Source organism: Spirulina sp. CCY15215 (assembly GCF_016888125.1).
Classification (GTDB): domain Bacteria; phylum Cyanobacteriota; class Cyanobacteriia; order Cyanobacteriales; family Spirulinaceae; genus CCY15215.
In genome coordinates this window covers 1-25028 of sequence record NZ_JACSWA010000281.1, presented here as the reverse complement: position 1 = coordinate 25028, position 25028 = coordinate 1, and the positions used below count along the sequence as shown (strand labels likewise).

Annotated in this window: 19 protein-coding genes; 11 read left to right on the top strand and 8 right to left on the bottom strand. The window is 43.8% G+C overall.

Annotated features, from left to right (window positions below):
• Positions 1–440: DUF4351 domain-containing protein (locus tag JUI58_RS03490; protein WP_204102355.1), on the top strand; the 440-nt coding region annotated here is incomplete at its 5' end.
• A gap of 96 nt (positions 441–536) precedes the next feature.
• On the opposite strand, the gene JUI58_RS03485 is transcribed toward JUI58_RS03490, so the two are convergent.
• Complete coding sequence (locus JUI58_RS03485; protein ID WP_204102354.1) at positions 537–1718, bottom strand: RtcB family protein; 1182 nt, start codon at positions 1716–1718, stop codon at positions 537–539.
• Positions 1719–1933: 215 nt separating this feature from the next.
• Here JUI58_RS03485 and moaA point away from each other — a divergent pair, with 215 nt between their 5' ends.
• Positions 1934–2923: a GTP 3',8-cyclase MoaA gene (moaA, locus tag JUI58_RS03480; RefSeq protein WP_204102353.1), complete on the top strand. Its 990-nt coding sequence runs from the start codon at positions 1934–1936 to the stop codon at positions 2921–2923.
• Positions 2924–3041: 118 nt separating this feature from the next.
• On the opposite strand, the gene JUI58_RS03475 is transcribed toward moaA, so the two are convergent.
• Complete coding sequence (locus JUI58_RS03475) at positions 3042–3227, bottom strand: PCP reductase family protein (RefSeq protein WP_239121244.1); 186 nt, start codon at positions 3225–3227, stop codon at positions 3042–3044.
• Between the two features lie 68 nt (positions 3228–3295).
• Positions 3296–5008, bottom strand: a complete 1713-nt coding sequence (locus JUI58_RS03470; protein ID WP_204102351.1) for a DMT family transporter — start codon at positions 5006–5008, stop codon at positions 3296–3298.
• A gap of 369 nt (positions 5009–5377) precedes the next feature.
• Between JUI58_RS03470 and JUI58_RS03465 the strand changes: the two genes are divergently transcribed.
• The 8 genes from JUI58_RS03465 (at position 5378) to JUI58_RS03435 (ending at position 13297) form a co-directional block, all read left to right on the top strand.
• Positions 5378–5683 carry a hypothetical protein gene (locus JUI58_RS03465; RefSeq protein ID WP_204102350.1) on the top strand — a complete coding sequence of 102 codons (306 nt, stop codon included), beginning with the start codon at positions 5378–5380 and terminating at the stop codon, positions 5681–5683.
• 127 nt (positions 5684–5810) lie between these two features.
• A complete protein-coding gene (gene psbB / locus JUI58_RS03460) occupies positions 5811–7334 on the top strand; it encodes a photosystem II chlorophyll-binding protein CP47 (RefSeq protein ID WP_204102349.1) in 1524 nt (507 codons plus the stop codon).
• 177 nt (positions 7335–7511) lie between these two features.
• Positions 7512–8171, top strand: a complete 660-nt coding sequence (locus tag JUI58_RS03455) for a class I SAM-dependent methyltransferase (protein ID WP_204102348.1) — start codon at positions 7512–7514, stop codon at positions 8169–8171.
• Positions 8172–8428: 257 nt separating this feature from the next.
• A complete protein-coding gene (locus tag JUI58_RS03450; protein ID WP_204102347.1) occupies positions 8429–8524 on the top strand; it encodes a photosystem II reaction center protein T in 96 nt (31 codons plus the stop codon).
• 124 nt (positions 8525–8648) lie between these two features.
• On the top strand, positions 8649–8777 hold the full coding sequence (locus JUI58_RS26915; protein WP_275414296.1) for a hypothetical protein: 129 nt from the start codon (positions 8649–8651) through the stop codon (positions 8775–8777).
• Positions 8752–9270 carry a transcriptional regulator NrdR gene (gene nrdR, locus JUI58_RS03445; protein WP_204102346.1) on the top strand — a complete coding sequence of 173 codons (519 nt, stop codon included), beginning with the start codon at positions 8752–8754 and terminating at the stop codon, positions 9268–9270. The genes JUI58_RS26915 and nrdR overlap by 26 nt, the downstream gene beginning before the upstream one ends.
• Before the next feature lie 251 nt (positions 9271–9521).
• Positions 9522–10799 carry a 30S ribosomal protein S1 gene (locus JUI58_RS03440; RefSeq protein ID WP_239121243.1) on the top strand — a complete coding sequence of 426 codons (1278 nt, stop codon included), beginning with the start codon at positions 9522–9524 and terminating at the stop codon, positions 10797–10799.
• 83 nt (positions 10800–10882) lie between these two features.
• Positions 10883–13297, top strand: a complete 2415-nt coding sequence (locus tag JUI58_RS03435; protein WP_204102345.1) for a CHAT domain-containing protein — start codon at positions 10883–10885, stop codon at positions 13295–13297.
• A 63-nt stretch (positions 13298–13360) separates the two neighbouring features.
• On the opposite strand, the gene JUI58_RS03430 is transcribed toward JUI58_RS03435, so the two are convergent.
• Positions 13361–15628: an amylo-alpha-1,6-glucosidase gene (locus JUI58_RS03430; protein WP_204102344.1), complete on the bottom strand. Its 2268-nt coding sequence runs from the start codon at positions 15626–15628 to the stop codon at positions 13361–13363.
• A gap of 203 nt (positions 15629–15831) precedes the next feature.
• Entirely contained in the window at positions 15832–16911 is a 1080-nt protein-coding gene (locus JUI58_RS03425; protein WP_204102343.1) for a glycosyltransferase family 4 protein, read from the bottom strand.
• Between the two features lie 283 nt (positions 16912–17194).
• On the opposite strand from JUI58_RS03425, the gene JUI58_RS03420 reads away from it, so the two are divergent.
• Entirely contained in the window at positions 17195–19459 is a 2265-nt protein-coding gene (locus JUI58_RS03420; RefSeq protein WP_204102342.1) for an ATP-binding protein, read from the top strand.
• 36 nt (positions 19460–19495) lie between these two features.
• Here the strand turns inward: JUI58_RS03420 and JUI58_RS03415 are convergent, their stop codons facing one another.
• From JUI58_RS03415 to JUI58_RS03405, 3 genes are all read right to left on the bottom strand, one after another.
• A complete protein-coding gene (locus tag JUI58_RS03415; RefSeq protein ID WP_204102341.1) occupies positions 19496–19960 on the bottom strand; it encodes a GNAT family N-acetyltransferase in 465 nt (154 codons plus the stop codon).
• 63 nt (positions 19961–20023) lie between these two features.
• Complete coding sequence (locus JUI58_RS03410) at positions 20024–21622, bottom strand: MBOAT family protein (RefSeq protein ID WP_204102340.1); 1599 nt, start codon at positions 21620–21622, stop codon at positions 20024–20026.
• A gap of 8 nt (positions 21623–21630) precedes the next feature.
• Positions 21631–24780, bottom strand: a complete 3150-nt coding sequence (locus tag JUI58_RS03405) for a hypothetical protein (protein ID WP_204102339.1) — start codon at positions 24778–24780, stop codon at positions 21631–21633.
• Between the last annotated feature and the right edge of the window lie 248 nt (positions 24781–25028).

Genomic DNA, 25028 nt, shown 5'->3' with positions numbered 1-25028 from the left:
TGCGACTGTTAGCAACATTACGCCTCGATCCAGCACGAATGCAACTGATTTCCGGTTTTGTGGACAGTTATTTAAAATTAAACGAGTCCGAAAATCGCCGATTTGTCGAACAAATTGCTACAATTAAACCAGAAGAAAAGGAGGAAGTTATGCAAATTGTCACCAGTTGGATGGAAGAAGGAATCGAGATAGGTCGCCAAGAAGGTCGCCAAGAAGGTCGCCAAGAAAGTTTGGTACAGTTAATTTTACGTCAACTTGCGTGGCGATTTGGCCAATTAACACCCGATATAGAGGAACGAGTTTCGAGTTTAGATGCCTCTCAATTGGAAGTTTTGGGATTGGAAATGCTGGCTTTTGAAAATTTAGATAATTTAATCACTTGGTTGGCAAAAATTGAACAAAAAACGGATAAATCGGATAGCGATCGCGCCGAGGATTAAAAAACTCATTTAGAAAACGCTGATTCAACAATGATGAGATGCACCCTATTGAAGGCGATCGCATTGAAACTTAAAAATCAACAAACACCTCCATTTTTACCCTTTAACACAAACGACTTGTTTGAGAGTTGCCACAATTTCCACTAAATCTAATTGTTGATTCATCACTTCATCAATAGACTTATAAGCCCCTGGAATTTCATCGAGAACGCGCTTATCTTTGCGGCATTCAACCCCCTCAGTTTGCTCGATTAGATCGTCAAGAGTAAACATATCTTTGGCTTTTGTACGAGACATTTTTCGCCCTGCACCATGACTGCAACTGCAATAACTCTCTAAATTTCCTTTCCCTTTGACGATAAAAGATTTCGTTCCCATCGACCCAGGAATGATTCCATAATCCTCCTTTTGCGCCCTGACTGCACCCTTGCGCGTCACGTAAACATCTTCGCCAAAATGCACCTCTTTTTCAGCATAATTGTGATGACAATTTACCGAGATTAAAGGCTTTATTGGTTTACCTCCCGTTAAATGTTTCTCAATAATTTTCTTGAATCGTGCCATCATAATATCCCGATTATAACGAGCATAATTTTGCGCCCATTGTAAATCGTACCAATATGCTCTAAACTCTTCTGTACCTGCGACAAAATAAGCCAAATCCGGATCGGGGAGTTTGCGATCGGAGAGTTTTAATAACTCTTTTGCCGTGCTAATATGACACTGAGCCAACTTATTACCAATATTTCTTGACCCAGAATGAAGCATCAGCCAAATATTATTTTCCGTGTCAAGACATAACTCGATAAAATGATTACCACCACCGAGAGAACCTAATTGTTGATTTGCTTTTTTGTTGAGGTCTTGTACACCGGAATGAAGATGTTTAAAATCATTCCAACCCTGCCAATTACTCGCATCTTTTTCGACTTCTTTATTGGCACCGCGACCCACAGGAATTGCAGCTTCAATATCCAAGCGAATTCTCTTCAGTTTGCCTTCAATAATATCGCCAGAAAAGGGAAGTTTTAAGGCTGCCATTCCACAGCCAATATCAACTCCGACGGCGGCGGGAATAACTGCATCTTTGGTGGCTAAAACAGAACCGACTAAAGCACCTTTTCCTAAATGCACATCTGGCATTAAAGCGACGTGCTTAAAAACAAAAGGTAAAGAGGCGACATTTTTTGCCATTTGCGTTTCTTTCGGTGCAAGGGGATGATTTGCCCAAGAAAGAATGGGTTTGGGAACGGATAAATTCAGTTGTTCGTAGGGCATTGTTTCAATTATCAATTATGAATGGGTAATTATTTGTAAAAATAATACTACAAATATAATACACAATTTACGAGAATATGTCTAGGGCTATATTGAGCTTATTTGAGTAGATCGGGATAATTTGCTCATGAGTTGGAGGCGATCGCGCTTTCATTAACAACAAAAAAATTGTTAAACTCAAGAGGCGAGAGAAAATATTCCCAGTTAGAACCCGCATGAACTCAATTGACTATCTTCGCATCAGTCTCATCGATCGCTGTAACTTTCGCTGTCAGTACTGTATGCCAGAAGGAAGCGAACTGGAATACCTCTTGCGTCAAGAATGGCTAACTCGCGGGGAAATCCTTGTTTTGCTGCGAGAAGTGTTTATTCCCCTCGGCTTTACCAAGTTTCGCCTCACGGGGGGAGAACCCCTTTTACGTCCGGAAATTGTCGATCTGGTGAGGGATATCGCGGCACTCCCAGAAACAGAAGACCTTGCAATGACCACCAATGCTTTTTATCTCGCGAAAATGGCACAGGATTTATATGATGCAGGATTGCGCCGCATCAATATTAGCCTAGATTCCCTCGATCGCGATACTTTTGACAAAATAATCGGCAATCGAGGGAAAAGTCGCTGGCAGAAGACCTGGGAGGGTATACAAGAAGCATATCGTGTTGGGTTTGACCCCTTAAAATTGAACGTTGTCGTTATACCAGGAGTCAACGATCGCGAGGTTGCCGATCTAGCTGCCTTAACCCGCGATCGCCATTGGCACGTCAGATTTATTGAATTTATGCCAATTGGTAATGCGGAATTGTTTGGCGATCGCGCTTGGATTCCTTCAGAAGAATTGCGGCACAATATTCGCGAAAAATGGGGATTAGAAAGTGCAGAAATTCAAGGCAATGGACCTGCTGATGTGTTTAAAATACCCGGTGCAAAAGGCACATTAGGATTTATTTCTCAGATGTCCGAATGTTTCTGCGATCGCTGCAACCGAATGCGTCTTTCTGCTGATGGTTGGTTGCGTCCTTGTTTGCTGAATGAAACCGGACAAATTGATTTAAAAACAGGTTTGAGAAACGGAATCTCAACTCGTCAATTAAGAGAACAAGTTAGAGAGTTATTATCTTTAAAGCCTGAAATAAACTTTAAACAGCGCGACTCCGGTACGGAACAGGGAATGTATACTAGAACCATGTCCCAAATTGGGGGATAATTGTTAATTATTGGTAAAATCCGAGGAGAAGCGATCGCCTCCTCAAATAACAAATGAGTAGAAGAAATAACAAATGAGTAGAAGGCGATCGCCACTTTCTCAAATCCGAAAGGGATAATTATTGTCCAAATTCATCCCTCGCTTGTTCCACAATCTCCACAGTTACCGTATCCGACTCAACCTCCCTTGCTAACTCTTCAATACGCTGACGAGCCTGGGTACGAACGAAAAAAGGAATATTTTTGAACTTAGCCGTCGCTTCAGCAGTCCAATGTAATGTTTCCGCAAAATCAGAATCGTCCATCAACCTTTTTTCACCCCTCGAAAGCCCGTTTTTTTTAGTGTAAAGTAAACATTCTCAGCATTGTGCCTTTATTTACCTTTCTCTTTCATCGCTTTTGGTTTCTTAGTAAACATTCGCTCTAAATTCTGACCCGCAACCCCAATCGTCACAACTAACATCCCTAACAATTGTTTGAAAGCTAAAGCCTTAGCAATAATCAACCATGCTAAAAGCGATGTTAATGCCGGTCCCGTTGCCCCAAAAATCGAAGCACGAGCCGCACCAATATAACTAATTCCAACATTATTAGCAAGATAGCTTAACAACGTTAATCCACCCAAAACCAAACTACTCACTAAAACATTCGTCCACATTTCCGGAACAACATTAACCTGCATACTTTCTGGCAGGGGAATTAATAAACTTAATGCTGCAAAAATGAGAATGATGGCAAAATTAACAACACTAAAAGGAATAGGATGTAACTTTTTCGTACAGGCTTGAATGAGAAGAACGTGAAAAGCAAAGGTAATGCCTGCCGCAAGAGCATAAGTAATACCTAAAGGAGACAACCGAATCGGAGAACTTTGATCGGGGAAAGCAATGAGAACTACCCCGGCAAATACTGTTAAAGTTGACAGACTGCGAACGACAGAAGGGCGCTCTCCAAAGAGAAGCCACGACATCAAAACCGTCACGATGGGGAAAACAAAGAATAATGTCAGAGCAACTCCCGGCGTTAATGCACCTAAAGCCATATACATAAAGGCAGAAGAGGCAAAAAGGAAGAAACCACAAACCGTAACATTAAAAAATGTTAACCAATCTTTAGATTTCAAGAAACGACCAATATCTGGCCAGCTTGAAGGATAAAGAACTTGCGCGATCGCCGCCATCAGAGGTACCACGACCACCATGCGAAAGCAAAGTATGAGCAAAGAATTGCCAACACTCGAAGAAATAAATCCCCCCGTATTCCAAGTCCTAAAGACAGAAGACGGATTGAGAATAATCGAAATGACTACATTTTGTAGGGACAAGGCAAAAGACGAAAAAAGCACCAAGATGAAACCCAACTGCATTTGAGTTGCTGTCACCTTCCTTGCTTTTGGCTTCACCGGTGGCGAAATTTCTTGGGGAGGGGCAGGTTTGATGGACCTTGGCGGTGCGACAAACGGGAGTTTGACGCTTTGAGGTTCCGTGGGGATTGGTAAGGTGTCCCTTGGCTCCTCTTGGGGGTCTGAAGGGAGCGATCGAGAACCTCCATCGGTTTGAAGTTCTTCCTTCAAACGACCCACCAACGCCTCCAAAATTGCCTCTCCCTGCTGTTCGAGAGTGAACATTTGCCCTAACTGTTGAGAGAGAGTGCTTTGATAGCTATTCAGGTCTTGTTGTAAGGTTCTAAACGTCGTCCTTAAAGTTGTATCGAGAGAAGAAATTAAGCGATGGGCATTATCGTTGTAACCGCTCAGGCGATCGCGATTGAATTCCCCATCTCTACTACCCTCAACCTGCCTCGCACGCTGTTGCAACAACTCCACAATCTGCTCAACCAAAGCCGGAGCAATCTGTTTAGCCAATTCGTGTTGTTGATCCAATTGCTCTCGACGTTGCAACTCTAAATCTTCATTTTCTGCCAGCAAGCGGGTTTTCCGCTCTTGGAGTTGCTCAATTTCTCGAGATAACTGGAGAATGACACTATGTTTGAGGTGTTCTAGTTCCTCTGTAATTTCTCTTAGGCTCTTTTGTGCTGCTTCAGGTGCGTCGGGATTGAATTCCGGTTGCTTTTCCAGTTGCCCCATTTGCGTTTAACCTCTATTGCCGGTAGATCGAAATACTCTGTAATATTAAAAGCTCGATCGCGTTACTGGGTATCTTACGATTTTTCTGACCATTCCGCCCTAGTTTTGGGTTTCTTTGCAAAAGTTTTTATTCTTTTGAAAAAACAAAATTCCCCAACGCGATCGCCATTTTTGCCATTGTAGGTGAGAAAATCTCTCAAAGGCTAGAGGGGTTCAACCTATTTTTCCCTTTCTGACGCAGCTAGGGAGCGAGACGCTGGGCGCAAGCCTTTGCCCTGTACTGTATTCTCTGGCTATGGTAGTGCGGGCATCTTGCCCGTTAATGCGTAAGTCCTAATTTTTTAACGATTTGAGGAGTGTCCGGATATCGTGAAATACTTTTTTTTATCAGCAGGCTGGCAAGTCGGTCGCGTTTGGGAACTAGGGGGAATTTGGAACGAGATTGCTTGGCGACGCAGACCGCAAATTCGCCGATTATCTTTAGGGATTGTCGAACAGGGGGAAACTTTATGGCTCTATCAAGTTGAAGATGCCGTTCTCATGTTAGAAGTCAAACCCTCAGAAATCTCAGAGCGAGGGGCGATCGCCCAAGTCATTCTCAAACGTCTCATTGATGCCGAGCAAGCCGTGCAAAAATTAGCCACAGCCGAAACCGTATTGCAGGAAAAGCAATAGTTACAAGAGTTGCTATTCCCCGTTACCGATTTTTTCCTCTTGCATTGAACTCTCGCAATCGTTTACACTTCTTTAACAAAATCTAATTTTATAGATTCAATATTTTCAATTAGGAGGACCGTAGTCAATGGGACTACCTTGGTATCGAGTCCATACAGTTGTATTAAATGACCCCGGACGCTTGATTGCCGTCCACCTCATGCACACCGCATTAGTTGCAGGTTGGGCGGGATCGATGGCACTTTACGAACTCGCTATTTTCAATCCCAGCGATGTCGTTTTAAACCCCATGTGGCGACAAGGGATGTTTGTTCTGCCTTTCATGGCACGCTTAGGAGTAGATTCTTCTTGGGCGGGCTGGAACGTCACCGGACAACCCTATAACGACCCTGGGTACTGGTCTTTTGAAGGCGTTGCGATCGCCCACATCATTCTCTCTGGACTGCTCTTTTTAGCAGCTTGTTGGCATTGGGTTTATTGGGATCTCGAACTATTCAGAGACCCCCGCACGGGAGACTCCGCTCTCGACTTGCCCAAAATGTTTGGCATTCACCTGTTCTTATCCGGTTTACTTTGCTTTGGCTTTGGCGCGTTTCACCTGAGTGGCGTTTTCGGGCCAGGAATGTGGGTATCCGACGGCTTTGGCCTAACAGGTCACATCCAACCCGTTGCCCCAGAATGGGGACCTGCCGGGTTTAACCCCTTTAACCCAGGGGGGATTGTGGCTCACCATATTGCCGCCGGACTGGTGGGAATTATTGCCGGACTATTTCACCTAACGGTTCGTCCACCAGAACGCTTGTATAAAGCCTTACGGATGGGGAACATCGAAACGGTACTCTCCAGCAGTATTGCCGCCGTCTTCTTTGCCGCTTTTGTTGTGGCGGGAACCATGTGGTACGGCAACGCAGCAACCCCCATCGAACTCTTTGGACCCACCCGCTATCAGTGGGATCAAGGGTACTTCCAAACCGAAATTCAACGGCGGGTTGATGCTAATGTTGCCGCAGGAGATACGGCTTCCGAGGCCTGGTCTAAAATTCCCGAAAGACTGGCATTTTATGACTACATCGGCAATAGTCCCGCGAAAGGCGGTTTATTCCGTGTCGGTCCAATGATTAACGGTGATGGCATTCCCGAATATTGGTTAGGTCATCCCGTGTTTACAGATGCTGAAGGCCGGGAACTGAGCGTGCGCCGGATGCCTAACTTCTTTGAAACCTTCCCCGTGGTCTTAACCGACTCTGAGGGAATTGTTCGAGCGGATATTCCTTTCCGTCGTGCGGAATCTAAATACAGTTTCGAGCAAAATGGCGTAAAAGTCAGTTTCTACGGCGGTGCGTTGGATGGTCAAACCTTCAGCGATCCCAAACAAGTCAAAGAAATTGCGCGTAAGTCTCAATTGGGAGAACCTTTTGATTTCGATCGCGAAACTTTAGGCTCTGATGGGGTCTTCCGGACTTCTACCCGTGGTTGGTTTACCTTTGGCCATGCTGTATTTGCCTTGCTCTTCTTCTTCGGTCACATTTGGCACGGCTCTCGGACATTGTACCGGGATGTTTTTGCGGGTGTGGAAGCAGACTTGGAAGAACAAGTCGAATGGGGTCTCTTTGCGAAGGTGGGTGATAAAACCACTCGACTTAATCCATAAGAGATCGCCTATTTTTGCTTAAATGCAAAAAAAATCAACAAATGAGGAGAGAAATTTCTCTCCTCATTTTTTTGTATTGGATTGAGACAATGTTAGATGTTGAGTTGTTAAATTCTTACTGGCTGATTATGATTGAACAATACAAAAGAGAACAAGATTCAGTACCAGTAATCGATTATGCGAGCTTTAAAACGCTTCATCCAATCCCTAGCGCAAACCAAAGAGGAAAATCGCCATTCGATGGTTGGTCCCGCTCATCTTTGGAAAATGAAACGAGACTTTCAAATTCATTTCTTGAAAAAGGAGAATTTGAAACCAGAACACTATCTTCTTGACATTGGCTGTGGGACTCTCAGAGGTGGAATCCCTTTAATAGCTTACCTCCAAAATGGTCATTACTTTGGAGTAGAAGTAAGAGAAGATGCACTAGATGAAGGTCGAAAGGAATTAAATGAGGCAGGTCTAGAAGAAAAAAAGCCAACACTCCTAGTGTCTTCTGATATTTCAAAACTTTCGATTGAGCAGAAATTTGATTATATTTGGGCATTTTCAGTACTTCTTCATATGAGCGATGAAATCCTCAATGACACTCTTGCCTTTGTGAGTGATCACTTGTCGAACACAGGAGCTTTCTATGCAAATGTATATATTGGAGAATGGAAAGAAGGTAATTGGCTGGAGTTTCCCGTTGTAGCAAGAACCTTTGAATTTTACAGTAACGCTTGTACGAAAAATTATCTAGCAATGTCCGATCTAGGGTATTTGAAGGATTACGGGCATATCTCAAACGTAAAATCTCAAGATAACCAAAGAATGCTTAAAATAACAAAAAATTGACAACAACGAATAAAGCTCTATATAAGAGAATCTTGCGATCGGGGTTCAATGGCAAGTGAATCAAGTTAACTGTGATGGCAGCGAGGAATTTCTCCCTAACCCTAGAAAGAGGATATCTCAAAGAGTCCTAAGTTGTTTTTTCATGATCGCTTCAATTAGCGACCAATCTAGTAGAATAGTATTGTGTGGGATTTGCCGATCCGATTGCGTATTTTTCCACACACCTAGGTTGTTAATGTTTTTTAAGCAAAGTTATCATGGAAAGCGTTGCCTACATTCTCGTTCTTGCTGTTGGGATAGGAATTCTCTTTTTTGCGATCGCGTTTCGGGAACCTCCCCGGATCGAAAAATAAAGGATCGAAACAGAACTTCCTAAAAATAGCAAACCCATTGCCAGCAAGTTTTCTGTTTCTTTGAGAAACTTCTCAGCCGCACTATCTTATTTCTTTCACTATTGCTAAATGGTGGAAAATCAAGATGATGCGGCTCAAATTGCTTTTTACACGACCTTGTTCCCCTCGAACGGGTTTTATCGATCTCGATCGCATCGTTATTTTGGACAATTATTTTGGACTGAATCATGCAATGTCCGGCTTGTCAGCATAAAGAGAGTCGCGTCTTAGAATCTCGTTCCACAGAAGGAGGCAAAAGCGTCCGAAGACGGCGAGAATGCTTGAATTGCAAAAACCGTTTTACCACCTACGAACGTATTGAATTTGTTCCTATTAGTGTCATTAAAAGAGACGGTAGCCGAGAATCTTTCGATCGCTCAAAACTGCTACGAGGACTCATTCGCGCTTGCGAAAAAACAGAAATTTCCCACCAACGTCTAGACACTTTTATCGATGAAATTCAGGAACAACTCCAACAACGTTCTCTGCGAGAAGTCACCACTCGGGAAATTGGGGAACTCGTCCTCGGCTATTTACGCCAAGAGAATGAGGTTGCTTACGTTCGTTTTGCCTCAGTTTATCGCCAATTCCAAGGCATTACAGATTTTGTCGAAACCCTGAATCAACTACAATCCCAGCAGCAGGAATCGGAAAAAACTGAAGAATGGCAAGATCTAAATTACCGTGCCACCTCCCCGATCCGTTAATGTTAAAACGTTAAAACTATTATGTTAATTTAGATTAAAAATTGATAATTTTTACTGGCTAATGCTAGAATGCAGTTCGGGTAAATATATCTGTTATTCAAATTAGCAGAATGCCTTAACAAAATACCGGAACTGTATATTGCGATCGAACTATTGCGATCGCGCCCAACACTGGGGAATTTTTCTCGGGGTGCGATCGCTCATTCACAGTAAATACATACGGAGCTAAAAACCTAGGAAAAAATACACATATGGTCAGTCAGAAAACAACCGCTAGTAGAAACAAAGACATTGGCTTTACTCACGAAGATTTTGCTGCTCTCCTGGACAAGTACGACTATCATTTTAGTCCTGGAGATATAGTACCTGGAACGGTTTTCAGTATGGAACCCAGGGGAGCATTGATCGACATCGGGGCAAAAACGGCGGCTTTTATCCCCATTCAAGAAATGTCCATCAACCGAGTGGACGATCCCAGCGAAGTCTTGCAGGCAGAGGAAACGCGGGAGTTTTTCATTCTGACCGATGAAAATGAAGACGGACAATTAACCCTCTCCATTCGTCGTATCGAATATTTACGAGCTTGGGAACGAGTGCGTCAATTGCAAGCTGAAGATGCCACGGTGCGTTCTAACGTTTTTGCTACCAACCGAGGGGGTGCTTTAGTTCGCATTGAAGGATTACGAGGTTTCATTCCTGGTTCTCACATCAGTACTCGTCAAGCCAAAGAAGATTTAGTGGGTCAAGACTTACCCCTAAAATTCTTAGAAGTCGATGAAGATCGCAACCGTCTTGTTTTGAGTCATCGTCGCGCTTTAGTGGAGCGGAAGATGAACGGATTGCAAGTTGGAGAAGTTACTATCGGTACGGTACGAGGAATAAAACCCTATGGTGCATTTATCGATATTGGTGGTGTGAGCGGCTTACTTCACATTTCAGAAATTTCCCACGATCATATCGACACACCTCACAGTGTTTTTGCTGTCAATGATGAATTGAAGGTCATGATCATTGATCTAGATGCGGAACGCGGTCGTATTTCACTTTCGACCAAACAACTTGAACCAGAACCTGGGGATATGTTGAAAAATCGAGATTTGGTTTTCGAGAAAGCAGAGGAAATGGCTGAAAAATATCGCCAAAAACTCTTGCAACAAGAACGAGGAGAAACGGGTCGAGATGAACCTGCTTTAGAGGAGAAAGAAGAATCGGATATTCCTGCTGCAACGGATGACGAAGTGGTGGCTGTTGTCGAAGAAGTTGTAGAAGTAATAGCGGCTACTGTGGAAGAAGCTGCACAAGAAGCTGTGGAAGTTATAGAGGCTAGTGTAGAAGAAGTAGAAGAAACTGTGGAGGAAATGGTTCAACCCGAGGCGATCGCAGCACCTGAACCTGAACTTGAACCTGAACCTGAACCTAAATCTGAACCTGAATCTGAACTTGAATCTGAACTTGAATTAGAATCAGAACTTGAATCAGAATCTGAACCAGAAAATGTGGTAGAACCTGTTCCTGTTGGTAGCGATTAGTGACCAAATTAGTGAGTAAAAACTATAAAAGAGGGAAATATCCCTCTTTTTTTTCAGGCAATAGATTAAAAATTGCGAAATTGATGAACGCTTTTAAACTTCGTCCTGCTGCTATTTTATCGGCTATTTTGGCATTGTCTGTAAATGCCACTTCTTTAACTTTTGCCGCTTCTTTTCCAATCAATTCTCAATCTTCTACAAAACAACAATTGACCCCTCTTCAAGAAGCCGATCGCCTCTTTCAAGCAGGAATTGATCTCTATCGCCGTCATGAATTTGAAGCCGCGATTCAATCTTGGCAAAACGCCTTGGGGAGATACCGGGAATTGCAACAGCAAAGTCGAGAAATGGCAGTATTAGAACAGTTGGGACTCGCTTATAAACAACAGGGAGAATTGAGCAAGGCGATCGCAGTTTATCAAGAACACCTCAACCTCGCCAACGCCCGCCAAGATACCACCGCTAGAGGCAACGCTTGGGGTAATTTGGCCAATGTTTATCGCCTCATGGGAGACTATTCTCAAGCTATTTCCGCCAATCAAAAAGCCTTACAATTGCAGCGAATCTTAGGCGATCGCAATGCCGAAGGAATTGTTTTAAGTAACCTTGCTAATGTTTACTTGAATATCGGCGATTACGAACGCGCCGAACCTTTATACCAAGAGAGTTTGTCCATCGCCAAAGCCAGCCAAAACGAAGGAGAGATCGCCCGCATTCTCAACAGTTTGGGAGCCCTCGCTGCTACCCGAGAAGAATACGATCGCGCCCGAGATTATTACCGACAAAGTTTAACTCTCTCTCAAGCCCGTAACTTTCCTGCCGCCGAAGCCAACGCCTTAAACAATTTGGCATCTTTGTATCATATCGAGAAAGAATTCTCCCTGGCGATCGCCAAATATCAAGAGTTCCTCACCTTTGCCCGGAAAATAGGAGATATTCGCCTAATTGCCACAGCACTCTCGGGTTTAGGACTCGCCCATGCTAACTTAGAAGAATACGATCGCGCCCTCGATTATTATCAGCAAAGCCGCGCTATAGCCGGAGATGCCAGGGATACTCCCCTACAAAGTATTGTTTTAGGGAATTGGGGGCATACTCTCTGGAAAATGGGTAATCTCGACGCAGCAGAAGCGAAATTAAAAGAAGCGATCGCCCTGCGAGAAGCCCTGAGAACGGACTTAGAGGATGCCCAGAAGGTATCCCTCTTCGATACCCAAACCACCTCTTACAGTTGGTTACAAGCCGTTCTGGTGGAACAAGAACGCTTTGAAGAAGCCCTAGAAATCTCCGAACGAGGACGGGGGAGGGCTTACGCCGAACAGTTATCCTTAAGACTGTCTGGAGAAGAAGAAATTCCTCCCCCCACCATTGCAGATATCCGCAAAATTGCCCGCGATCGCCATGCTACCCTCGTCGAGTATTCCATTATTCCCGATGACAGTTTCATCGGTCAGGGGAAATTAACCGGAAAAGCCTCAAAACTCTTCATTTGGGTGATTCAACCCACCGGAAACATTCACTTCCGCCAAGTGGACTTTAACCTTGCATCCTCAGAAACTCTGGCGATCGCCGCCCAGGGAAACCTCGATCGCCTAGTCAGAGATACCCGCGCCGTTATTTTTTCTCGCCGTCCTCAACGTGCCAAAGTTAAACTGCAAGAAATCCATCAAATTCTCATCGATCCAATTGCCGATTTACTGCCCGATCGCCCCGATGAACCCCTGATTATCATCCCCCATCGCCTGCTCTTTTTACTCCCCTTCCCCGCCCTACAAGATGCCGCAGAATCCTATCTCGTCGATCGCCACCTCCTCATCATTGCCCCAGCTATCCAAGTCCTGCAACTCACTCAACAAAGGAAAATTCAGATCGATCGCCTCTCCCCTCAAAATATTTTAATTGCTGGTAATCCCACCATGCCGACGATACCCGGTTCTCCCGAACCTCTCCCTCCTCTTCCAGGTTCAGAAACCGAAGCGAAAAATATTGCTCAAATCCTCGATACTTCTGCCCTAATCGGTCAAACTGCCACAGAAAGCGCGATCGCCACCCAACTCCCCCAAGCCGCGATCGCCCATTTTGCCACCCACGGCCTCCTCGATGAAGTCAAAGCCTTGGGGCGATCGCCTGGGGCATTAGCCTTCACCGTCGATGCTGAAACCGACGGCTTTTTAACCTCTTGGGAAATTGGTCGCCTGCGCCTCAATGCCGATTTGATCGTCCTCAGCGCTTGCGATACGGGACGGGGAGAGATTACTGGGGATGGAGTCCTGGGATTATCGCGATCGTTCCTGACGGCAGGGGCTGCTAGTGTTGCCGTTTCCTTGTGGAAAGTGGGGGACGAACCGACAGCAATATTAATGACGGAATTTTACCGCCAACTGCAACAAGACCCCAATAAGGCCAAAGCCTTACGCCAAGCCATGTTAAAGACGCGAGAACAGTATTTTGGCCCCTCAGATTGGGCCGCTTTTTCCTTAATAGGTGCTTGGGAGTGAGGGGAGTGGAGAGTGATTAGTTAATTTCTCCTCTCCCCCTCTCCCTCTTGCCTCTTGCCTCTCCTAGGCTTCGATCGCAATGCGTAAATTGCCCTGTTTGCGAACAACGCGACAAGCCGTAACACCCTTCGCCCGCTCAAATTCTAGGTCTAACAAGGTTTGACCGATTCGCAAATTTTCCAAAGATAAACGGCGAATAGATTCTGGGAGGACGGGATGGATAATATGGAGACGGTTATTGGGGACATCTGGGACGAGATTGACCATGATTTGTAAGATTTGGAAAATCGTTCCCGTAGCCCAAGCCTGGGGAGTACAAGCCACTGGATAGCGTACTGGTTTGCTTTTGGGAAGGCGATCGTAACCGCAAAAGAGTTCTGGCGGACGATAATAAGGCTGTTGGGCGGTCATGTCGAGAATGCTTCGCGCAATCCCGAGGGACTGGTCTACCCGTCCCATAACTCGCAATCCGGCGGCAATCATGCCATTATCGTGAGGCCAAATCGAACCGATATGATAACTCATGGGATTATAAGCGGGAGAATCACTGCTGAGAGTCCGAATTCCCCAACCGCTAAACAGATCCGGTGCTTGCAATCGTTCCGCCACCTTCTCGGCATATTCGGGGAAGAGAATATCTAAACCCAAACAATGACCGGGATTGGAGGTAATGCTGTCTACGGGTTTACCTTCACCATCTAAGGCTAAAGCAATATAGCCCCGATCCTTGAGCCAAAAATCTCGATTGAAGCGAATCTTCAAATTTTGTGCTTCCTGATGCCACCGACGTGCCAGATCCATACACTTTTTCTGGCGGGCTAGTTCCGATAGGCGCATTTTGGCTGCGTAAACATAGCCTTGAATCTCTGCTAGGGCGATCGCCCCTACTGCTAAATTACCCTGTGCGTCAACAATACAATTATCCGAGTCCTTCCAACCCTGATTGCGAAGCCCCCCAGGAGACTTGCACTCGTAACGAATATAGCCCGTTTCTCGGCAACTGCGATCGAGCCAATCCATGGCCGCGATCGCATTCTTCCATAATTTCTCACAGGTTTTGCGATCGCCGGTCCAAGCGTAATAGTCGGCATAGAGGATCAACCATAACGCCGTTGCGTCGGCGGTCCCGTAATAGGGGGTATGGGGAATTTCGCCACAGTTGGCCATCTCTCCCAAGCGCAATTCGTGGAGGATTTTGCCTGGTTCTTCCTCCCGAGATTCATCCTCAACTTTGCCTTGGTATCGCGCCAACAGGATCAAGGTTTGACGGGCAATATCTGGGTCGAAAATCAGGGTTTGCTGTGCCGCAATAATCGAATCTCGTCCGAATAAAGCCGAAAACCAAGGAACTCCCGCTACTAAAACTTTCTCTCGATCGAAAGTTTGGTTCAAAAGATAAATATCTTGCTCGGCGCGTTCGATAATTTGATTGAGTTCGCTATTATTAGTGCGAATGCGGGAAATAGTTTCTCGCCATTGATTTTCCTCTCGTTCCTCGAGGGCGATCGCTTGGGAGAGATTAATCGGAGTCGGGTTGACTGAGGCAGAACGATTGTCCGCGATCGCCTGCAAGCGATAGCCGATGATTTGCGTTTCATGGGGAGCAAGGAACAATTGCCATAAAGCAGTATATCCTTCAAGGCGATCGGGGGGTCGCTGATAGAATTGAATGCGAGATTCCCGCAAAATTTTATCCAGGCCGCGATAAGCCAAAATTAATTCTTCAGTTTCCTTAACTGTGGAGGGAATATGCCAAGATTCATGATCGTTGGACTCTTTTTGCACCTGCCGCATTAAGGTTCCCTGATAATAACGGGCGAAACCGCGAATTTGAAACAGATCGACAAAATCTGCATCAAAGCTCAAACTGATTTCACAACTAACGGCCTGGGTGTTGTAGTTCGTCACGATCAATTCTTCAAACAGTCCCCCCTGCAAGGCGATATTGCGCTGAATACCAATAGTTTCGGCGGGAATACCTCCCTTGATGTAGGGGTTGGCGCAGAGGACGGACAGGGCAAAACCTTGTCCTGCGTTGTTGCTGAGTAAAGTGGGCGCGTGTCCTTCAATCTGCAATTCCAGACGACTGAGAAAACGAGTATCTTGGCAAAATAATCCTAAACTGGTATCGAAGTCATCTCCGGCAGATTCGGAAATGTTGCCTACGGTATTAGTGATGAGAAATAGGTCATTATCTTTTAGGGTGAGAGTGGGTTGTAGTCGTCTTGCTTCCATACAAGGCCATTCAGGAATCGGCACTTGTTCTGCGGGGACAAAGGTTTTGCCGTCAAGCTCGATCGTGTCATTATCTAGGGTCACAGAATTGGACATAGATTTTCCTATCTAAATTGATTCTTGATTTTCCTTGATCTTTTCCTATCAAATAGAAAACAGCGAACAATTTTGGACTTATTTTTCAGGACAACTAATCTTGATAGCCCTTAGAGGCTGCCAATATTAGCGGTAATTATGCTCTGAAAAAAAAGTAAATGCGATCGCCGTTTTTTGAAAAATTACATTGAGTTGGTTGGGTTTTAGTTGCCTGCGAATTCAGACTCTAAACTGCGACCATTTTTAGCAAAACCTTCTGCTAGAATTCGACGATACACGGCTTCGTAGTTGTCCACCATGCGGCTAACAGAGAAATGGTTTTGCACTCGTTCTCGACAGGCTTGGCGACTGAGGCTGGGGAGTTTGTCGATCGCCGCGACACAGCTATCAATATCTTCGCAGATAAAGCCTGTTTCGCCATCGGCGACGACTTCGGGGGCGGCCCCAAAATTGGTGGCAATAACTGGGGTTCCACAAGCCATAGACTCTGTCATGACTAAGCCAAAGGGTTCTCGCCATTGGATCGGGAAGAGAGTTGCGATCGCCCCCCCGAGGAGGTCGTTTTTCTCTTGGGAGGTAATTTCCCCCACGCATTGAATTTGGTCGTTATCAATTAAGGGTTCGACTTTCGTTTCGTAAAATTCCTGGTTGAACAAGTCTACTTTACCCGCCATTTTCAAAGGGAGTCCCGTTCGCTTGGCGATTTCAATGGCGAGATGAGGACCTTTGCTTTCTGACATTCGCCCTAAAAAGGCTAGATAGGGGGGATTTTCTGGCTCGGGGTGAAAGGTAAAGCGATCGATAGGAATGGAATTATACACCGTATCGATGTAGTTTAAGCCTAATTCCGGTCGTCGTTGGGAATTGGAGATGCTGATATAATTTTGCTGTTGGTGTTGCTGGAAAAACATTTCCATCACTGGCTCCATAATCCAATGCAGCGTATGGATGATGGGAGTTTTAATTAAGTTGGCATAAGGTACGGCAGCATAGATTAAATGAGAATGAATCAGATCGAATTGGTGCGATCGCGCTACAATTTTACCCAATTGCATCTGTTCGTAAATGGCAAAGTCCTTATGGGTAATGCCCATCGGTCGTAAAGCGCGATCGCAACCTGGTTCGAGGTGGGCAAGGGTTTGAGAGTCCCCCGATGCAAAAAGGGTGACTTCGTGACCCCGACGCACTAATTCATCCGTGAGAAGGCTGACAACTAATTCAATACCACCGTAGCCTACAGGCGGTACGCTTTCCCACAAGGGTGCAATCTGAGCAATTTTCATGAATATCCTCCCGAGCTTTCTTAATCTGAAAATCTCTTAATCTTAGAGTTTTTTTCAGAGGATTTCAGTGAAATTCGGACAAGACTCTCGTTTTCGATTCAGTTTTCTCAGAAGCTGTATTTATACTCTAACAAAAAATTAGCAAAACTTCATGGATTTATATATAAATTTAAGTATTGATTGCGAGGGACTTGAGAAAATCAGAATAAGATGCAAAAAGTGGAATAATTGCGATCACCCTTCCCAATCTCCCTGTTAAATTCCCCCCATTTTCCCAAGTACGATGAGCCAAAACAATTCTAGTCCCTTACAAACAGTCGATATTGATTCTACGGAAGAAAAATTAGACTATTTCAATCTCGAGCCAATTCATCTTCCAGGTTTCATTCAACCTCATGGTGTTCTCTTGGTTTTGGAAGAACCGCGATTAAAGATCGTTCAAGTAAGCAATAATACTGAGAGTTTTTTGGGAATTCCCCCAGAAAAACTATTAAATTATTCATTAAGCAAGTTTTTTCCGCGTACCCAAATTAGGAATCTTAAAAAAATAATCGATCGAAATGAGTTTGAAACAGTAAACTTAGTAAAACTAAAAATAAAAAAAGATGGGGAATACTTATTTATTGATGGAGTTTTACATCGCAACAATGATGGGGTTTTGATTATTGAGTTAGAACAATCTATTTATCGAGACGATCTTGATTTTATTGGTTTTTACCACTCTCTCAAAAGTGCAGCAGCGAACATCCAAAAAACTTCAAGTTTGTCGGAAATGTATCAAGCGATAGTACAAGAAATTAGAAACATGGTGAAATGCGATCGCGTTATGGTTTACAAGTTCGATAAGAATTGGAATGGAGAAGTTGTTGCTGAGGATAAACGAGAAGATATTGAATCTTTTCTGGGGTTACATTATCCCGATGCAGATACTAAACCTTGTCGAAATTTTTATTCTGAGCATTGGCTGAGATTAATTGTTGATGTTAATGCCGAATCTGCCGATCTTTTACCTGTCAATTACCCCGAAACTAATCTTCCTCTCGATTTAGGTAATTCTGTTTTACGCGGCCTTTCTCCATGCCATCGCGAATATTTACAAAATATGGGGATTTGCTCCACTTTAGTCATGCCTTTAAAACGAAGTGGACAGTTATGGGGACTCATTTCCTGTCATCATTATACTCCTAAAAAAGTCTCTTATGAATTGCGTCAAGCCTGCGAGTTTTTAAGCCAAATTATTTCTAGTGAACTCATTGCAAAAGAAGAAGCAGAAGACTATGATTATAAAATTAAATTAAAATCCATTCACACTAAATTAACTGAATATATATCGATAAAAAATAATTTTATCGATGGTTTGATCGCAGATAGTCCTAATTTGCTCGATTTGGTAAATGCTCAAGGGGCTGCTATTTATTGGCAAGGAGATTTTACTACTATTGGTAATGTTCCCCAAAATCCCCATCTCAAAGGATTAATTGAATGGTTAAAAAATAATATTCAAGCAGCAGTTTTTGAGACGAAATCTCTTCCATTTTTGTATCCAGAGGCAGAAAAATATAAAAATATTGCGAGTGGTTTATTAGCGATTTCTATCTTACCCAAAAATTATATTTGTTGGTTTCGACCCGAATTTATTCAAACTGTAAAATGGGCGGGAAATCCTCATAATACTGTTGTGAAAAAGATAGATTCTGAAGGAGTTGTACGATTATCGCCTCGAGGCTCTTTTGCTGTTTGGAAAGAAATTGTCCGTCTCAACTCTTTAGCGTGGAAATCTTGCGAAATTGAAGCAGCGAAAGACTTGAGAAGTGCGATCGTTAATATTGCATTGCGTCAAGCGGATGAACAAGCTAAACTAACACAAGAATTAGAACGTTCTAATGAAGATTTGGAAAAGTTTGCTTATGTTGCTTCTCACGACTTACAAGAACCTTTAAACTTGGTTTCTAGTTACGTGCAGTTATTGGAAATGCGCTATCGCGATCGCCTCGATGAAGATGCCAAAGAGTTTATTAATTTTGCGGTAGATGGGGTAACGCATATGCAAACTTTAATTGACGATCTGCTGACTTATTCGCGAGTGGGTACACAGGATAAGAAGTTTGTGAAAATTGAGGTAGAAGATGTTATAAATCGCGCTTGTACCAATTTACAAGAGAAAATCCAAACGAATGAAGTAACAATTATGCGCGATCTCTTGCCCTCTATTTTTGGCGATCGCACTCAACTCATACAAGTTTTTCAAAATTTAATTGGCAATGCTATTAAGTTTCGTAAAGAAGAAAAACCCCACATTCAGATTAGAGTAGAGGAAAATGAAGACCATTATTTATTCTCGGTTCGAGATAATGGTATCGGCATTGAATTACAATTTTCCGATCGCATTTTTACCATTTTTCAGCGTTTACACTCTCGCGATGAATATCCTGGAACAGGAATCGGTTTAGCACTTTGTAAAAAAATTATCGAACGTCATGAGGGGAGCATTTGGTTTGAGTCAGAATTAAGGAAAGGCTCTACTTTCTATTTTACCATTCCTCGGTAGGTTAAAGATGTTATATCTGATACTTTTCTCATATTTTTAGGCAATTTCTTTCCGCATTTTAAATCTCTCGAATTCTATTCCTTGACGAATAACTATTTCGGTTTCAACAATCTGAAATCCCTGTTTGAGAAAGAAGAATTGAGAGACTCGACTTGCTTCTGTGGTTAAATATTTTGCATTTTGTTCGATCGCGTATTCTGCCAATTGCTGATAAATTGCTCTCGCATAGCCCTGTCTAGCATATTGTTGAGAGGTGTACAAAAATGCAATACGATCCTCTGGATACAATTGACCAAAAGAAACGATCTTGCGATCGACAACAGCAATTAATGTTAATCCTAGATTTAATCTTTGTCGAAATTCCTCAATATTATTAGAGAAAGATGACCAAATTTCAACTTGTTTGGCATTATAAAAATCGCAACCAATATTAATAACGGCATTGCGATAAACTGCCGCGATCGCCTCTGCATCTGTTGTCTCGTATTTTCGTATATCCATAAATAATAAGTAGGGGTTTGGTCGCCAAACCCTCATATTTTCGTATATCCATAAGATACCTCATTAAAAATCAAAGTAAATATAGCGCAATCCGCCTTCTGGTGCTAAGATCCAAACTGAAAATAAACAGACAGGAACTAAAATTAATTTCAGATTCCAGTTTAACTGTAATTTTAATCCTCGTTGGATAAAATAAGCAATTCCCATGCCAGAAAGGAGTGCTGTTAGTAATAAAATAAGATCGGAACGTCCCATGCCTAAAACATCAGAATATACTTTTGTCGTGAATTGTATATCTCCCACGTACCCAAAAAAATGACTGAAAACAAAAAACGCATCTTGAACATTGGGAAGTCGGAAGAAAATCCATGCTAAAAATACAAATAATTGTGTGGAAAACCAAGCGAAAATTGTACCGGGAATCGTTTGCCACCATGCTTTTAAATCGGGGTTATTTTTACTATAGGATTCCACTAAACGATGAATCATTAAAGCCAGTCCATGCAAGCATCCCCACACAATAAATCCCCATGCTGCACCGTGCCAAATTCCTGCAATTAACATAATTATGAAAAGATTCAAACAAGTTCGTTTTAAGCTCTTTCTCGAACCACCGAGAGGAAAATATAAATAGTTTCGCAACCAATCTCCGAGGGTAATATGCCATCTGCGCCAAAAGCTGGCAATACTGGTGGTAAAATAAGGAAAATCAAAGTTTTGCGGTAGATTAAAGCCGAGAAACATGGCACTGCCTCGAGCAATGTCTACATAGCCGCTAAAATCAAAGTAAAGTTGTAAGCCATAAGTTAAAACAGCTAACCAGAGATCGCCACTTCCTGCTCGTTCTAAACTGCCAAAACAGAGATCGACAAAAATGCCTAGGCGATCGGCAATTAATGCCTTTTTAATTGCTCCTTGAGCAATTAACCAGGCTCCTTCTGAAAACTGTTCTGGGGAGGGATATTTAATTTCTCTAAACTGATTGATGAATTGATGAAAGCGGGTTATGGGGCCGGAAATTAGTTTGGGAAAAAAGAGTTTATAGCTGGCAAATTTGAGAAAACTTTTGGTGGCTGGCGCACCGCGATAAATATCAATTAGATAGGCAATACATTCAAAGGTAAAAAAGGAAATTCCGAGGGGTGCAATTAGGCGATCGCCAATCCAATCTGCACTTTGACTGGCAACAGGAAAGTTAAGTACAATGGCAATCGTATCGAGCAAAAAAGGAAGGTATTTAAAGCCTAATAATAAAATCACATTGAGACCCACGCCAAAAATAAGTAGTTGGGTGGCACGGTTATTCCAAACTTGCTGCATTTGTTCCCATTCTTGATTGGAAAGTCGAGAATATTGCGGCTGAAAACTTCCCCGCGATCGCACTTCCATAATTTTGCCCAATTGAAAATTGAGAAAGGTCATGAAGAGAAGAAAGGGGATATATTCAATTTGGAGTAAGCTATAGAAGATTAAACTGGCAAAGCAGAGAATCCAAAGGCGTAGATCTTGAGTCGATTCTGAAGGGCGATCGTCAGACAATTGAGAACCCGATCCAGCTTGGGAAAAATCTAATTTAACAGCAGGACGAAATCGACCATAGTACCAATAAATCCCAACTAAAGTTAATAAAAATACACCATAAAGCGGATCTAATAAGTTCATAATTACAATTATAGATCGTCAAAAATATTCTCTCGGGCTAGGAAAACCGAAACTTGATAAGCACCGTAGCGATTGAGATGGCTGGGATCGGAAAAATAATCATAGTCACTTTGCCAGCGCTGGGCTAGATTGAGAAAATCAAAATCGTATTGTTCTGTGGCAATTTGCATCTGTTCTTGAAATTCTTCTTCGTATTTACTGCGAACTGGGTCTTGTAAATATTCATGGGTGAGGGGAAGATTAACAAAAACCACTTGAACTTGTTGGCGTGCCAGATAAGACATTAACTTATGAAACGCATCGTATTGACTGCCAAATATGTTAAAAGAACTGTAGTCGCGATCGTGGATTCCGGCAACTTTGGGATGAGATAAATAATAAGTTTCTGGATCGAAACGGACAGAAAGCGGGAGAAAACCATCGGTGTCGATCGGTTCTCGGGCGAAAACAGAAGGGGTTGTTTCCCATATATCTAGGTCAAGGTTTAAATCTTCCACAGAAGGAATGCGGGCAGTAAATTGGACGCTTAAGGCATCTTTGAGGCGATCGCGTTGGGCATAGACTCCAGAAAATTCTCCCAATGCTTCCCCAAACCAATGATTGAGATTTTGATAATCTGTTGTTAAGTTCTCACTGAGATGAGCGAGGTAAAATTCCGAGGATTCTTCCATCGGCGTTTCCGAACCGGGAAATTTCCCCTGTTTTAATTGGCGAAACCCTCGAGAACTGGCGATCGCCTCATAAGTTAAATCCTGTCTACCACTATTAAACGCCCTCGCACCATCTGCCCAAATAATGCGTTTGGGCAGTTCCTCCGCATTTAAAATCTCTGCCAGTAGCAAATGTACCACTTGCGCCGTCGCCCCATTAATTCCAAAGTTAAAAATATCGATGCGATCGCTAGGTATTACTGGGCTGTCATCACTGTTGCCTATTGCCTCTTCCCCGTTGCCTAATTCCCTCTTGCCTAATTCCTTTTGTAACACCGTCGGATCAATACCGCGCAACGCCCGAGAACTCCCCACAATTAGAATATCCGGCGCACCCCATCGCTTGACTCGTTCTCGATATAAAGCCAGTTTTTCGTCTAATAGCGTATTGTTAAAGGATGAACTCGACAGCCGCGCCACGGCAAGCATAGCCGCCTTTTGCGCTTCCTTTTCTTCAGATTCGTTAGGTAGGGGTTTGGTGATCAAACCCGTATCTAGGGATAAATTCTCGCGATCGCCTAACCCTTCAACTAAACCCGTATCCAGGGATAAATTCTCGCGATCGCCTAACCCTTCAACATTAGCGATCGACCCCGAAATTGCATTATATTGCATCAACCAGCGCATTAAACCCCAATCAATCTGTATGGCAAGAAAACAGCCGATCGCCAGCCAGGTTAGGGCAGCAGGAAAACTGGTCTTGGCAGGATAAGATACAGGAGTTTGTGTGAGAGAAGATTGCGCGTCTTGAGAGGGAAGGGGTGCAAAAAACTGCGTCGCATTGAAAATCCCCTGTAAGCGCGATCGCCAAACTTGCCATCCTTGTAGAGGCGCAACAGAGACGGGAAAATCATCCGCAACCGGAGAATCATCCGCAACCGGAGAAATGGGGAAAAATAGGGGCTTGGAGGAGGGTTTGGAGGAGGGTTTGGAGGAGGGTTTGGAGGAGGGTTTGGAGGAGGGTTTGGAGGAGGGTTTGGAGACCAAACCCCTACCGGGCGTTTGCTGCCATTTTCCTGCCTCGAAACATTTGGCCTCCTCAAAATCAATGCCATAACTCCAGAGAGGGGAAGATTGCCCCGATCGCCGTCCGTAAATTCTCGCCCCCGCAAGATCGTCAATTTTCAACTTTTCCAGTAATTCTTCAATTTTAGGAGCCACGAGGGTTTGGCGCGGACAAACCACCGCCTCGGTCATAATATGCAGTAAGCGATCCTTAAAACAGAGTTTGATGCGAATGCCTCCCGTTGCCAAACGTCCTTCCACATTGGGGTTGAGTAAGCGTTGCAGCAGGAAATTTAAGGCTTCAGGATGTTTTTGTTGGGCGAGAAGGAAAGTAGATAGAGCTAATTCTGGGTCCTTTGCGGCGGGTAATTCCAACCAATGCACCCAAATAGGGCGATCGGGTAGTTCCTCCAAGTTTAAAAGTGCTGCATTTTCTGGGATAAAATCCTCTGATTCCGGCGTTTTCAGTCCGTAAATTTCTGCGGTTTCGATCCCTTGGGGTGATACTTCTTTAAGTAGGGGGGCGATCGCGCTAACCACTTCCTCTCGAGAAGGGGCTACTTCCAAAGCCAGTAAATCTCCCCGCCAACGGGAAAAGATATGTAGAGTCTTGTCTTTGAGGATCGTGTTAATGCTAATGTCTCGATGCTGAAAGCAATTTTCCAGCAAGCATTCAAGGGATTGAATATCCCCCCATCGCGCCCACTCTCGCAACATCACCGATCTGCGGGTCAGATCGACTTGTAACATCCAATCTGGGGTTTCTTCCCCTCGGACTTGAGCGCGAATAATTGCTTCTTTAAACCCTTCCAGTTCTAAATCTCGTAACTGCTGGGCAATGGGTTCGGCAATCAGAGAGGCATCGGGACTATAGTGACAGCTACAAATGACCCAGAGGCGCTTGCAAGAAAAGCGATCGCCCTCATCGGGAAGTTTTTGGATCAGCACTTTAACCGCGACACCGAGATGAGAAAGAGATTCACTGAGATAGCGGGCGATCGCCTCGGGGGTTCCACCCCTTGCTAAGTCTTCATTGGAAATGGGGAGTTGGGGCTTTGGGGAGTCACTTCCTGGGGAGTCAATCTCAGGGAGTGGTAAATCTGGAGTAGGGGAGGGGGTTTGCACGCGATCTAAAACAATCGATTCGATCCAATCTGGGCGCTGTTTGCCAATGCTCCTACCATAGAGGACAATTTTATAGATGGGATCTTCCGTATTGCTAAAAAAGCACTGAAAACTCACCGCTTTGGTTTTGAGAGCGCTAACGAGACGAGAATGTAAAAGCTCTTGTTCTGGTGTTTCGGAGCCTTCGCAGAGAATATGGAGATTATTCCCCCGCAGTCGAATCCGCAGCCGAACCCTAGGCTCTTGAATCGCTTGATAGAGCCATTGAGACAATGAGGAAGGTTGTGTTTTAGGTTGACTCGGTTCGATATCAAGCATTTAGAGAATTGCGGAAGGTGGGGAAATGGGGGATAAATGAAGGATAAATTTCTTTAAATGATTGTTACGATAGCAAGAAATGGGGAATTTAGGGAAGAGAGATCAATCCAATCAGGATGATTTTATCAAAAAAACTGGGTTTAAAACCCCGTCCTCTCTTACTTGGTTGGATATGCTGAGGAAACCTCAGCATCCCCCAAGCGCTTTAGCTTCGCTGTGGGCGACTTTGGATTGACAAGAAGCTAGAA